The sequence below is a fragment of the Blastococcus carthaginiensis genome (assembly GCF_030731085.1).
GTDB classification, from domain to species: domain Bacteria; phylum Actinomycetota; class Actinomycetes; order Mycobacteriales; family Geodermatophilaceae; genus Blastococcus; species Blastococcus carthaginiensis.
Map to the genome: position 1 here is coordinate 1 of NZ_JASNFN010000002.1, position 12,056 is coordinate 12,056.

Below are 12,056 nucleotides of genomic sequence, written 5' to 3' on the forward strand. Positions count from 1 at the left end.
GGGACTGCTGCACGGATCGGTGACAGGTTGGGTCAGGCGGCCTGAGCTGCCGGTGTGTAGATGATGGTCTCGTACTCGATGGGGGTCAGTCGACCGAGGCCGGCTTGCCGACGTCGGCGGTGGTAGGTGCGTTCGATCCAGGTGACGATCTCGATGCGCAACTGCTGGCGGCTGGCCCAGGAGCGGCGGTCGAGCACGTTCTTCTGCAGCAGCGCGAAGAAGGACTCCATGGCGGCGTTGTCCCCGGCTGCACCGACCCTGCCCATTGACCCGGACAGCTGATGCCGGTTGAGGGCCTGGACGAACTTCCGGCTGCGGAACTGCGATCCGCGGTCCGAATGCACGATGCAGCCGGCGACCTCGGCACCGTCGGCGGCCCGCCGGGCGACGGCATTCTCGATCGCGGTCACGGCCAGCCGAGACTTCATCCGTGAGTCGATGGAGTAGCCGACGATCCGGTTGGAGTGCACGTCCTTGACCGCGCACAGATAGAGCTTGCCCTCGGCCGTGCGGTGCTCGGTGATGTCGGTCAACCACAGCTGGTTGGGTCCGGCCGCGGTGAACACCCGCTGGACTTGGTCGTCGTGCACGGGAGGTCCGGGCCGGCCGCTCTTGCCCCGGCGCGGCTTGCCGAACGCGCTCCACCAGCGGTTGGCCGCGCAGATCGCCCACGCGGTGCGTGCGGCCATCGGCTGCCCGCTGGCAGCGGCCTCATCGACGAGGAACCGGTAGCCGAACTCGGGGTCGTCGCGGTGGGCGTCGAACAGCGCGTTGGCCCGGTAGGCCGCGACCAGTTCGCTGGTCGTGACCGGGGCGGCCAGCCACCGGTAGTAGGGCTGGCGGGCGATCTTCAGAACCCGGCACGTCACCGTCACGGGGATCCCGTCGACGGCGAGTTCACGGACGAGCGGGTAGATCATTTTCCCGGCAGGTTCGCCTGGGACAGGTAGGCCGCTGCCCGGCGCAGGACCTCGTTCTCCTGCTCCAGCAGCCGGATCCGCTTGCGGGCCTCACGCAGGTCGACGTTCTCGGCCGCGGTGGTCCCGGGCTTGACGCCCTCGTCGACGTCGGCAGCCTTCATCCAGTTCGTCAGACACGACTCGCTGATCCCGAAGTCAGCCGCGATCTGCTTCAGGTGCTGGCCCGGCTCACGGTTGCGAGCGACGCTCACGACGTCGTCGCGAAACTCCTTGGGGTAGGGCTTGGGCACGGCGAACATCCTTCCAGCGGCGCCTCGCGGCACCACAGATCAGATGTCACCTACTCGTGCAGCAGTCCCTTTCGCGACCGCTGGTCTACTCGCATCCGACGAGTACAACATCTTCGCCGTGGCCCGCTACATCAGGCAGGTAGCCGATCAGGGCACGACGATGACGCTGGCCGCGCTCCCCAACACCGCGACCACTTATCCGGGGATCAACCTGCCTGCCTATGCTGGTAATTCCAGCACCTGGCCGAACGACAACATCCGAGCGCTCGGGTCGGAATACACCTCGACGCCCTGGGATGACAGACTCGTCCCAGCCTGGGGCGAATTCGTCTACGAAGCCTACCTCGACATTCGCGCCACGGGGCTGGTCTGACGACCAGGTGAGATTCATGGCTTGATGTCAGTGGGGACACGGTGGTCGCGACGGGCTTTGACGTAAATGTCGCCGTGCATGTGTGGCCGATCTCGGAGAGGACGTTGAAGTGACCCCGTCAGGCGACACATCGGTCTGTGTCACCTGCTGCGTGATGTTCTCTCGCAGGCCGCCGGACTGAGGCTGTCCAGCCGCCCGTGCAGACGCGTCGGGTTGTAGAAGCCCTCGATGCGGCTGAAGACCTCCGTCTCCAGCTCGTGCCGGGTCGGCCAGGCCCGCTGGTGGACCAGCCCCTCCTTCAGCGTCGCGAAGAACGACTCGATCATCGCGTCGTCGTACGCGCTGCCTACGCGCCCCATCGAGGCCAGCACGCCGGAGGTGCGCAGCGTCCTGCCGAACTCGTCGCTGGTGTACTGGGCTGGCTGCCCCGGTCGCCGTGGTGGACGAACCGGGCCGGGGCTTGCGGGCAGAGATCGCCATGCCGACGGCGTCGAGGACCAGCTCGCGGCGTAGGTGGGTGGCCATCGCCCAGCCGACCACCCGCCGGCTGCAGGCTCCATCACCACCGCCAGGTAGAGAAACTCCTCTCAGCTGCGCAGATAGCCGATGTCGGCGCCCCAGAACCGGTCCAGCTGATCGGCGGTAAACCGCCGGCCGACCAGGTCCGGCGCCGGTGCGTGACCGGCGGCCTGCCGGGTCGTCTGCTTCGCGCGGCGACGCCGGTGCACCCCCTCGAGACCACGCACGCCTGATCAGCCGGGCGACCCGCTCGCGGGCCCAGTCGTGCCCGCGGTCGCGGATCTCGGCGGTCAGCCGGCGGACGCCATAGGTTCGCCGATGCTCGGCCCAGGCCGTGCAGCTCGTCGATGAGGTACCGCCTCGGCCAGCTCGGCCTCGCTCGGCCCGCCGCCGCGGGCGACCCAGTCGTAGAAGGCGGTCTTGGACACGCCCAGCACCCGGTGAAGACGGCGCACGCCGTAGGCGGTCTTGTCCGCGGCGATGAAGGCGAAGGTCTCCCCTGGGCTCACCGCCCCGTCTCCCTGGCGAGAAGACCGCGGCCGTCTCAGGATCTTTCTCTCGAGTTCCAGCTCGGCCACCCGGCGCCGCAGCCGGGCCAGCTCGGCCCGCTCATCGGCGCTGACCGGGCCACCCGGCGCTGCTCGTTCGGCCCGCAGCACGGCCACCCAGTTCCGCAGCGTCTCGTGGTTGAGGTCGAGCCCGCGGGCGACATCCCGCACGCCGCGCCCGCCGTCGAGCACCCGCGCCGCCGCCTGCCTGCGGAACTCCTCCGGGTACTTGCTGACTCTCCCCAACCGGGGCTCCTCCCTGCTGCTGCCAAGTCTGGAGATGTCCGGCCCGCTGGGATCACTTCATCGGGCCTTCCCCCAGCTCTGCGACCGCACCCACCGAGGGTCGACGATGTGCGTCAAGGCCCCGGGATGTAGGTCGTCGACCGACCCGGCGAGCCGTCAGGAAGGTCCCAGCACGGCCACGCCGGCCGGTGGCAGGCTGATGTGGACCGCCCGGCCGTTGCGGGTCTCGACGGACGTGGCCGTGCCGGACACCCCTGGGGTCGGGTGATACAGGTAGGTGAAACCGCTGCCGTCCCGGTGCAGGCCCGCGTCGACCGTCGCCCAGGCATTGCGTTCGGACCGGGGGTCGGTGTTGATCGCGCAGACCACCTCGCGGTCCGCCAGGATCCGGCTCCAGGCCACGACCGTGGTCATCCGCTCGCCACCGGATCGTGGCAGCCCGAAGTGGACGCCGTCGCCGGAGATCTCCCTCAGGTACTGCCGCCCACGCCGCAGCGCCACCTCCTGACGCCGCACCGCCAGCAGGGCCGCCACCTCGGGGTAGACGCCGCCGATCTCGTCGAAGCAGTGCCGCCCGGCGCTGCGGAAGGCGCCGAAGCCACCGCCGAACATGGCCTCCCGGATGTACCGGTCGTTGCCACCGCGGCCGTCGAAGCACTGCTCGCTCCCGTAGTAGATGCATGGAATGCCCAGGGTGGTGACGTTCGTGGCGATCACGGCGGCCGCCAGCGCCCGACCGTCCGCATCGGCGGCGAACCGTGCCTTGTCTGTCCCGCGGCGCACCTGGTCGTGATCGTCGTAGGAGGTGACGACGTGGTCGCGGAACCAGGCGTGGCTCCCCTCGCCGACGAGCAGCGAGTTCCGGAACAGGGAAAAGTACTCGGCCGGCTCCGCCCAGCCCTTCACCATTCGTTCGATGCGGTCCTGCACGTCGGCAAGGCCCAGCGCGGCGTCCAGGCCGGTCGCGCGGGAGAGCTCGACGGCGAACCCCCGCGGCCCGGTGATCTCGCCGACGAGGAAGAAGGAGTCCTTCCCGATCGACTGGGCGAACTCGTGGATCGCCGAGGTGACGAAGCGGGTGGCTCCGGGGTCCATGTGCTTGACCGTGTCGATGCGGAACCCGTCCAGGTCGGCGTGGGCGATCCAATACTGGTAGGCGCGGACCAGCGCCTGCAGGGCCGCCGAGGGTCGGTAGTCGTCGATGGGACCCGTCCCGTGCCAGACGTCCTTGTAGCCGTAGAAGTCCCCTTCCCGGAATTCGGGATCGTGGTCCCAGCCGGAGATCCGGCCGCGGCAGGTGAAGGTCCCGTCCCGTTGCAGCTCGGCGGGCCAGACCGCGCTGCCGCGCCGGGCCGGGTCGACGGGGTCGGGGAAGGACAGCGACGGCGCCCCTGTCTCGTCCCGCCAGCCGGCGACCCGGTAGGGCCGTCCGTCCCAGCGGGGGTCCAGGTACTCCTGACCGGTGTCGGGGTCCACCTCCGGGTACCGGTCGGCGTCGTAGCCGAAGACGTCCCCGGTGTGGTTGAGGACGACGTCGAGGATGACGTACATCCCGGCCCGGTGCGCCTCGGTCACCAGCCGGCGCAGGTCCTCACCGGTGCCGTAATGCGGGTCGACGTCGAGGAAGTCCTGCGTGCCGTACCCGTGGTAGTCCGACGTCCCCGCGCGCTGGCGCAGCACCGGGCTGATCCAGAGGGCGGTCACGCCGAGCCTGCCGAGGTAGCCGAGCTTGCTGCGGACGCCTTCCAGTGTGCCGCCGACCCAGCTGCCGCCCGCCGCCCGCCATGCCGCGGCGTCGCCCGCGGTGCCGACGGCATTGCCGTCGTCCGCGGCGGAGAGCATCGGGGTCGTTCCCGGGACGGCGTTACCGTCGATGTCGCGGTAGCCGTCCTCGCGCCCGTCGGAGAACCGGTCGACGAGCAGGAAGTACAGGACCTGGTCGGCCCACGACGAGGGCGAGGGATGGAACCTGCGGTCCCGGAAAGCGGTCCAGTCCAGGTCGTCGATCCGCGCGGTCATCACGTACCTGCCCTCTCCGGCCCTCGGCGCCGAACTCGGTCCGGGCTCAGCCGCTTCTCCGCCTCGCGGACCGCCTCTTCCTGTCCCCGCAGTCCTCCCCGGAGCACGGGCATCCGGCACTCACGGCCAGCTCCTGTCGTCCGGGACTGCCGGGCCGCCGAAGGTGACCGGATACCGGCCCGACGGTGGCACCCGGGCCGTCAATCCCGCGTCACCCGAGCTTCGCGGCAGTCCCGACAGAGTGTGATGACAGCGCGTCGCGAGACGCGCGCGCCCCGCACGAGCCGTTGCGCTGTGTGTAGAGACTGCGGATGAGTCGGGCCATCTGTTCGCTGGGCTGCACGCCGAGCTCCTCGGTGATCATCACTCGGAAGCTGTCGTAGGCCCGCAGTGCCTCGACGACGTTCCCCTCGGCGAGGTGCACCCCGACGACGGTCCGGTGGGCGGATTCCCGCAGCGGCTCGGCATGCACGGCGGCGTAGGCCGCCTGCAGCGCGTCGCCGGGGCGCCCGGCGGCGACCAGCCGGATCGCCGCCTGCTCGAGCGCATGCATGCGCAGTTGCCGCAGCCGCTCCCGCTCCAGCAGCACCCAGTCGTCGTACCAGCCGGGCAGCAATTCGCCGGAGAGGCCGACATCGGGCACCTCGACATCGGCAAGGCAGGATTTCGGATCGTGCACCCGCCGAGCCCACGCCCCGAGTTCCCGCACGTCGACGCGGACGCCCTCCGCGAGTCTGAGCGCGTCCCCGCAGACCTCCATCAGCCCGGGAGCCGCCTTGTGCAGCCGCCACAGGGCCGACCGCAGACTGCCGTGGGCGTGGTCCTCCGGGACGTCCGGCCACAGGTGCCCGGCGATGGCCGCCCGCGGTGCTCGTCCGGACAGGCACACGTGGGCCACCAGACGTTGGACGCCGTGCGGCAGTTCCTCCAGCAGTCTGCGTGACGCCCCCTCACCGAAACGAAGGGAGAACCCGTCGAACAACGTGACCCGCGGCGCCGAGGCGACGGTCACGTGCAACACCCCCTCGGGAACCCTCGGGTCGGACCGCAGACGTCAGGCGCTTAGGCCCGAGATGCTCGGATCCATACGGCACGGTGTCAATCCGTATCGGTCTCGTCACCGATGGATCCGTCGAGCCAGTGACTCACCGCATCCAGAACTTCACATGAGGTTGACCCCGGGGCCGGTCAGCACTGTGCCTGCACGGAGTTCCTGGCTCGATCGAACCGCGGACCGGAGACCTCGGGCGGTGCGCCGCGCAGGGTCATCGTGTCGGCGTCCTCGCGGCGTCGATCCGGGTTCTCAACACCTGGTCCGGCTGGGACGCTTGCGTCCTGGAGGAATCGCCATGCACATCCGGTGGGCCGCATCTGCTCTGATGGTTCTCGCCGTCGTGGCCACCCTCGGGACTGTGGCGGTTGCGCCGGCCGGCGCGCGACCGGCCGGCTCGGCGTCTCTCGATGTGGAACCGACCGCCGCGGTGGCCGGCGGCCAGGTGACCGTGACCGGCTCGTGCCCGGGCGGGTCGGGCGGCGCCGGCGGAACCGACGACACCACCGGGGACATCCGTGCGCGGGCCGTCCCGCCGAGCACCGACCTGTCCATCGCCGGGAGATCGGTCGGGTCCGTCCCGCTCGCCACCGACGGTTCCTTCGCCGGACCGGTGAGGATGCCGACCGGCCTGGGGGCCGGCGAGACCCAGTTCAGCACCGCCTGCGGCGGCAGCGCGTCGTTCACCGTCCTCCAGGCTCCGCACCTGGAAATCACCCCCTCCGCCGTCGTCGCCGGTGAGGACGTGACGGCGACGGGTACCTGCCGCGTGGGCCGGGTCGGTGAGCGCCTCACGGCAGTGGAGCTCATCACCGACGACGGCGACGTCCTCGCGACGGCACCCCTCGACGGTCGGACCGGGGTCCTGGCGAGGGTCACCTTCACCGTGTCGGAGGCCCTCCGGCCCGGGGAGCACCTGATCACCTCGTCCTGCGATGGCCGGGAGACGCTCACCATTCGGGCCATGCCGACCTCCGACCCTCCGAGACAGGTTCCGCCGGGGGCGGTGGACCCCGAGGAGACGCTGGTCGCCGTACCGGACCTCATCGGCCTGACGGAGGACGAGGCCCGGGCCACCCTGGGCGGTGAGCTGGTGCTCAGCGTGAACGGCGGGACCGGTCGCGTCGTGCGGCAGGACCCGCCGCCAGACGCCGGCGTGACACCAGGCGACACCGTGGCGGTGGACCTCGAGGAGGCCGGCACGGTGCTGGGGACGTCCTGGTGGGTCCCCGCCGGCGCAGGTGGCCTCGCCGGCCTCGTGCTGGCCGTGCTGCTCGCCGGAACGGTCGGCTCTCCGCGCGCACGCCGTCATCGACGCGAACGCCGCTGGGTCCACGACCAGGTGCACATCGGCTCCTCCCCTGCGGCCTGGCAGCTACCCGACGTCCCCGCGGCCGTCGTGCCGAGCCTCGACCTGTTCGTCGAGGTCCGCCAGGAACCCGCTCGGCTACGTCTCCAGGAGGTCGTCGATGCCCACGAGTGAAGCGCCACCCCCCACGAGCCTGCGGTGGCTGACGGCCGGCGGTGCCGACACCGACGCCCTCGTCGCCACGATGGCGGCGCGACTGCCTGCCGACGGGATCGCAGCCCCCACGCTGGGACAGCGCTACCGGCTCCTCCGGTCGACCTACCGGCTGCTCGACAGCCGCATCCTCGCCGCAGCGGTGTCCTGCCTCGACCAGGACGTCGCCGGGCCCTTGGTGCACTGGCTCGCCACGTTCCGCGAGCTGCGGGAGGCCGCCCGGTCCACCCGGGACGACCCCCAGACACCGGAGGCAACCGTCGTCCTCGCAGAAGGGCACCGACTGTCCTCATCCCAGACGACCGAGATCCTCCTTCACGTCGGGGGGAGCACGATCCCGATCCGCTTCCGCCTGGAGCTCACCGCCGACCTCGGCCAGACCTCGGTCGTGCTCCGCCGGGGGGCGATCGACGAGGTGGTGTGTGCCGCTGCTCTCGCGTCATCCCTCTGGTACGCGGATGCCTCACCCGAACTCTGGAAGGGGAACGCGCCGCCCCGGGAGCTGCGGCTGCTGGTCCGACCGCCCGTCGAGGTACTCCTCGTCCCGCCACAGCGGACCGTGCAGGTGCCCGAGCCCGGCGCTGAGCCGCTCGCCTCCCTCGCGGTCCCCGGCACCCGGAAGCCGCCTCCTGCACACCCGGGATGACAACCGCCATGGTCTCTGCTCGAGACGGTCAGATAACACGGCCGTGAGGGCGTCGACGGTCCCCGCGCCCTTGGCGTCAGGGCTGCGTGAACCTTTTCAGCTGTGGTGGGCCTTTCGAGTACCGCGGTGTCCGCGCACGGTTCGGGACATGGTCCCGCGGCTCACGGCGTCGGGGGCTCCGGGGCCGGATCGAGCAGCGCCAGGATGTCGACGACCACCGGTTCAGCAGCCGCGTTGCCGATCGTGAGCTCTCGTGGCCCGCCCGTCACGATCCGTGCGAGGACGTCGGCGTTGGACACGAGCAGCATGCCGTTCACGGTCAGCACCGGGTCCGGCTCGGGACCGCCGGTGGGCGTGACCGTCACCGTGGCCTCCGTGCCGGAACCTGTCCGGGCGCGTACCGACAACAGCGTCACCGTCCCGTCGTCCGGCAGGAGAGGCACGGTCGTGGAGGACGGTGTCTCCGGATCCGCTGCAGCGGGCAGGTCCACCGATGCAACGCTGTAGGACAGCGGCAGGAGAGTGGCCTCGAGCGGCATCGATGGGCCGCCGGTGACCTTCACGAGCGCGGTGAGCGACACCTCGACCATGGCCACGTCCCTTCGGCGCCGGGCTGCTCACACCACTCTGGGCCGCCGGCGTCACGTCGGCGTCACCTCGGGTGTCCTCGGTGTCATGCCGTCGGGAGACGGTGACGCAATGGTGACGGGCTCCGGCGATCGTGGTGATGCCGACGTCACCAGGGAGCACTCATGGCGGTCACGCTCACCTATCCGGGTGTCTACGTCCAGGAAGTGCCGAGCGGCAACCGGACCATCACCGGGGTCGCCACGGCGGTGACCGCGTTCGTCGGGAGTGCGCTGCGCGGTCCGGTCCACAGACCCGTGCCGATCTCCTCGTACGCACAGTTCGAGCGGCAGTTCGGCGGGCTCTGGCGGAACAGCGGGCTCGGGTACGCCGTGCAGGACTACTACCTCAACGGCGGCAACCTCGCCGTGATCGTCCGGCTGCCCGGCGGCGCCGAGGACGAGGAGGCCGGGGCCGCGCCCGCCCGGATGGACGCCGGCGGGCTCACTCTCGAGGCCGCGACACGGGGGGCCTGGGGCGACCTCCTGGAGGTCGACGTGGCCCACGCGACAGCCGGCCCCGAGGCCGAGGCGGTGGCCGAGCGACAGGGCGTGGCGGTGGATGCGCTCTTCCACCTCACCGTTCGGGAGGGGCCCCGAGCGGAGCCACGTCAACAGGAGTCCCACCTGAACCTCACCGTCGTCGACGGCCCGCGGCAGGTCGACGACGTGCTGCGGATCTCCGACCTCGTGGTCACGGTGCCCGGTGGGCTCCCGGGGACGCGACCGGCCCCCGGCACCTACACGGTGCGGTCCGCCGGATCGACGGGCCGGGACACCGGCAAGCTCGTGTTCGCCGACTACGTGCCTCCCTCCGCCGGACAACCAGCCGAGGAGAAGGTCGGCATCGACGCCCTCCGGGACGCCGACCTCTTCACGATCCTCTGCCTGCCCCCGGGCGATCCCGGTGGCGACCTGCCGGACGAGGTCTGGGCTCACGCACTGGCCCTCTGCGCAGAGGAGCGAGCCTTCCTCCTCGTCGACCCTCCCGCTGACGAATCTCGGACGACGATCCGCACCTGGCTGGAGGGTCGCGGCCTGACCAGCAGAGGCCGCAACGGTGGCATCTACTTCCCCCGACTCCGCCGGGCCGACCCGTTGCGGGACAACGCGGTACGCCCGTTCGTCCCCTCCGGTGCCGTCGCCGGGGTGATGGCGCGCACGGACAGCGCCCGTGGGGTGTGGAAGGCGCCCGCCGGGACCGAGGCGGGGATCACCGGCGCGACGGGGCTCGCCGTCACGCTGACCGACGGCGAGAACGGTGACCTGAACCCGTTCGGCATCAACTGCCTGCGCACCTTCCGGACCGTCGGCACGGTCGTCTGGGGGGCGCGGACCCTGCGGGGCGCCGACCTCGTCGCCGACGAGTACAAGTACGTGCCTGTCCGGCGCCTGGCGCTGTTCCTCGAAGAGACCCTGTGGCGAAACCTGCACTGGGTCGTGTTCGAGCCGAACGACGAGCCGTTGTGGGCGCAGATCCGCGCCTCGATCGGGGCCTTCCTGCAGGACCTCTTCCGGCAGGGAGCGTTCCAGGGCAGCACGCCTCGGGATGCCTACTTCGTGCGCTGTGACGCGGAGACGACCACGCAGTACGACATCGACCGCGGGATCGTGAACATCGTCGTGGGTTTCGCACCGCTCAAGCCGGCGGAGTTCGTCGTCGTCAGCATCCAGCAGAAGACCGCAACCGCCAGCTAGGAGTCGCGGCATGGCCGAGTTCACCGTGAACGTGCACCGGTTCAACCCTTACATGAACTTCAAGTTCGGTGTGCGGGTGGACGGCCGGCTCGTCGCCGGGGTGAGCAAGATCAGCGCACTGAAGCGAACGACGGAGGTGGTTCCCCACCGGCACGGCGGTGATCCCAGCTCGAGCCGGAAGTCGGTCGGCCGCACCGAGTACGACGCCGTCACCCTGGAGCGCGGGGTGACCCACGACGAGGCGTTCGAGCGGTGGGCCAACAAGGTGTGGAACTACGGATCCGGGCTCGGGGCGGAGAGTTCCCTGCGTGACTTCCGCAAGGACATCGTGATCGAGGTCTACAACGAGGCCGGCCAGCTCGCCATCGCCTACAAGGTCTACCGGTGTTGGGTGTCGGAGTTCCAGGCGCTGCCGGAACTCGACGCGAACGCGAACGCCGTCGCCATCCAGACACTGAAACTCGAGAACGAGGGCTGGGAGCGGGACTACACGGTGTCCGAACCGACCGAGCCGTCGTACGTCGAACCATGACCGGCGACCGTTGAGTCAGCCCGTGGCCACGCTCGACGACGCAGCCCACCTGCTCGACGTGTGGGACGCGGGCGCATCCGTGTCGGGAGTCATGCAGGACGTGGTGGTCCTGCACGCCGCCGGCGTGGTCGCCGATCTGGACGGTGCCCTCGACCTAGGGGTGGACGAGGTCGCCGCCCTCGCGGCGGGGCTGTATGCCGAGGCGTTCGGGAACGTGGTCGAAGGGGTCATCCGCTGCCATCGGTGCGGGGACCTGCTCGATGTGCCACTGCCGCTCTCGGCCGTACTCGCCGACCCGCCCGGTGCCGCCGGACCGGTGGAATCCCCGGTCGGGGATCTCGCCGTCCGGGCACCCACCCTCCGGGATCTCGTGCTCGCCGGCCGGTCCCCCGACCCCGCCACGGCGCTTTGGAACCGGTGCGTCACCCGAGCCGGCGGTGAGCCGGTCGATGCCTCCGCCTTCGGGACCGACGTGCTGGCCCAGGTCGACGCGGTGGCCGAGCGGTTGGCCGGTCTCGCCGCGCTCGTCGTGACGGCGCCCTGCCCGGCCTGCGGTGCTGACCTGCGGGCACCGGTCGACGTGTCGCAGCTTCTCTGGCAGCGGATCTGCGTGGCGGCTCCGGCTCTCCTGGCCGAGGTCGCCACGCTGGCCGCAGCATTCGGCTGGACCGAGCGCGACGTCCTGGCGCTGTCCGTGCCCCGGCGCCGCGCATACCTGGACCTGGTGGGGGCGGGCGTCCGGTGACCGGGTTCTTCCAGCGGATGGCGGCCCGCGCCACCGGATCGGAGGACGCCACCCTGCACGTCCGGCGCCCGCAGCGGTTCGAGCCCGGCACCCCGGACGCCCTGCCGCCGCTGCGGGATCCGTCCCCGGAGCCGCTGGACGGGACGGCGCAGGCAGGAGGGCTGCCCCCGGTCCGGCCTGATCCTCCACGAGCGGGTCGCGCCAAGGACGGCGCTGCCGGTGAGGGATTCGTGACCGCGTCCGCGGCACCCGGTCAGGCCGGGGCCGCCGACAATAGCGAGCGCCGCGCGCGGAGCTCCCCGGCAGCACGCGCCGCTCCGG

The 12,056-nt window shown here is 70.9% G+C and carries 13 protein-coding genes; 6 read left to right on the top strand and 7 right to left on the bottom strand.

From position 1 onward, the window contains the following. Positions 1-32: 32 nt before the first annotated feature. Positions 33-1,210, bottom strand: a protein-coding gene (locus QOZ88_RS02840; protein WP_305998280.1) for an IS3 family transposase whose coding sequence is annotated in 2 segments (ribosomal slippage) — positions 33-923 and positions 926-1,210 — 1,176 coding nt in all. Because the reading frame shifts where the segments join, the coding sequence is not laid out codon by codon here. Positions 1,211-1,328: 118 nt separating this feature from the next. Between QOZ88_RS02840 and QOZ88_RS02845 the strand changes: the two genes are divergently transcribed. Next, the gene (locus QOZ88_RS02845) at positions 1,329-1,583 is read left to right on the top strand and encodes a hypothetical protein (RefSeq protein ID WP_305998281.1); all 255 of its coding nucleotides are present in this window, start codon (positions 1,329-1,331) and stop codon (positions 1,581-1,583) included. A gap of 140 nt (positions 1,584-1,723) precedes the next feature. Here the strand turns inward: QOZ88_RS02845 and QOZ88_RS02850 are convergent, their stop codons facing one another. The 5 genes from QOZ88_RS02850 to QOZ88_RS02870 all read right to left on the bottom strand — a co-directional run bounded on the left by QOZ88_RS02850 (position 1,724) and on the right by QOZ88_RS02870 (position 5,927). Continuing rightward, a complete protein-coding gene (locus QOZ88_RS02850) occupies positions 1,724-2,143 on the bottom strand; it encodes an IS3 family transposase (protein WP_305998282.1) in 420 nt (139 codons plus the stop codon). A 27-nt stretch (positions 2,144-2,170) separates the two neighbouring features. Continuing rightward, complete coding sequence (locus tag QOZ88_RS02855; RefSeq protein WP_305998283.1) at positions 2,171-2,329, bottom strand: hypothetical protein; 159 nt, start codon at positions 2,327-2,329, stop codon at positions 2,171-2,173. A 63-nt stretch (positions 2,330-2,392) separates the two neighbouring features. Then, the gene (locus tag QOZ88_RS02860) at positions 2,393-2,896 is read right to left on the bottom strand and encodes a transposase (protein ID WP_305998284.1); all 504 of its coding nucleotides are present in this window, start codon (positions 2,894-2,896) and stop codon (positions 2,393-2,395) included. 156 nt (positions 2,897-3,052) lie between these two features. Next, positions 3,053-4,915, bottom strand: coding sequence for an alpha-amylase family glycosyl hydrolase (locus QOZ88_RS02865; protein ID WP_305998285.1), 1,863 nt, complete (start codon positions 4,913-4,915; stop codon positions 3,053-3,055). Between the two features lie 211 nt (positions 4,916-5,126). Continuing rightward, positions 5,127-5,927, bottom strand: coding sequence for an AfsR/SARP family transcriptional regulator (locus QOZ88_RS02870; RefSeq protein WP_305998286.1), 801 nt, complete (start codon positions 5,925-5,927; stop codon positions 5,127-5,129). A 451-nt stretch (positions 5,928-6,378) separates the two neighbouring features. Here QOZ88_RS02870 and QOZ88_RS02875 point away from each other — a divergent pair, with 451 nt between their 5' ends. Both QOZ88_RS02875 and QOZ88_RS02880 read left to right on the top strand, forming a co-directional pair. After that, the gene (locus QOZ88_RS02875) at positions 6,379-7,449 is read left to right on the top strand and encodes a PASTA domain-containing protein (RefSeq protein ID WP_305998287.1); all 1,071 of its coding nucleotides are present in this window, start codon (positions 6,379-6,381) and stop codon (positions 7,447-7,449) included. Then, complete coding sequence (locus tag QOZ88_RS02880; protein ID WP_305998288.1) at positions 7,436-8,134, top strand: hypothetical protein; 699 nt, start codon at positions 7,436-7,438, stop codon at positions 8,132-8,134. Before QOZ88_RS02875 ends, QOZ88_RS02880 begins: the two co-directional genes overlap by 14 nt. A 161-nt stretch (positions 8,135-8,295) precedes the next feature. On the opposite strand, the gene QOZ88_RS02885 is transcribed toward QOZ88_RS02880, so the two are convergent. After that, on the bottom strand, positions 8,296-8,724 hold the full coding sequence (locus tag QOZ88_RS02885) for a hypothetical protein (RefSeq protein WP_305998289.1): 429 nt from the start codon (positions 8,722-8,724) through the stop codon (positions 8,296-8,298). A 162-nt stretch (positions 8,725-8,886) separates the two neighbouring features. Between QOZ88_RS02885 and QOZ88_RS02890 the strand changes: the two genes are divergently transcribed. Genes QOZ88_RS02890 through QOZ88_RS02900 form a run of 3 tightly spaced genes read left to right on the top strand, consistent with a single transcriptional unit; the run spans position 8,887 to position 11,735 of the window. Then, positions 8,887-10,458, top strand: coding sequence for a phage tail sheath family protein (locus tag QOZ88_RS02890; protein WP_305998290.1), 1,572 nt, complete (start codon positions 8,887-8,889; stop codon positions 10,456-10,458). A 10-nt stretch (positions 10,459-10,468) separates the two neighbouring features. Continuing rightward, positions 10,469-10,990 carry a phage tail protein gene (locus tag QOZ88_RS02895; protein ID WP_305998291.1) on the top strand — a complete coding sequence of 174 codons (522 nt, stop codon included), beginning with the start codon at positions 10,469-10,471 and terminating at the stop codon, positions 10,988-10,990. Between the two features lie 22 nt (positions 10,991-11,012). Continuing rightward, positions 11,013-11,735 carry a hypothetical protein gene (locus QOZ88_RS02900; RefSeq protein ID WP_305998292.1) on the top strand — a complete coding sequence of 241 codons (723 nt, stop codon included), beginning with the start codon at positions 11,013-11,015 and terminating at the stop codon, positions 11,733-11,735. The last annotated feature ends 321 nt before the right edge of the window (positions 11,736-12,056 follow it).

Coding starts and splice junctions, on each gene's coding strand:
- QOZ88_RS02850 (WP_305998282.1), bottom strand. CDS start 2,143: ATGGAGCCTGCAGCCGGCGGGTGGTCGGCTGGGCGATGGCCACCCACC.
- QOZ88_RS02865 (WP_305998285.1), bottom strand. CDS start 4,915: ATGACCGCGCGGATCGACGACCTGGACTGGACCGCTTTCCGGGACCGC.
- QOZ88_RS02880 (WP_305998288.1), top strand. CDS start 7,436: ATGCCCACGAGTGAAGCGCCACCCCCCACGAGCCTGCGGTGGCTGACG.
- QOZ88_RS02885 (WP_305998289.1), bottom strand. CDS start 8,724: ATGGTCGAGGTGTCGCTCACCGCGCTCGTGAAGGTCACCGGCGGCCCA.
- QOZ88_RS02890 (WP_305998290.1), top strand. CDS start 8,887: ATGGCGGTCACGCTCACCTATCCGGGTGTCTACGTCCAGGAAGTGCCG.
- QOZ88_RS02895 (WP_305998291.1), top strand. CDS start 10,469: ATGGCCGAGTTCACCGTGAACGTGCACCGGTTCAACCCTTACATGAAC.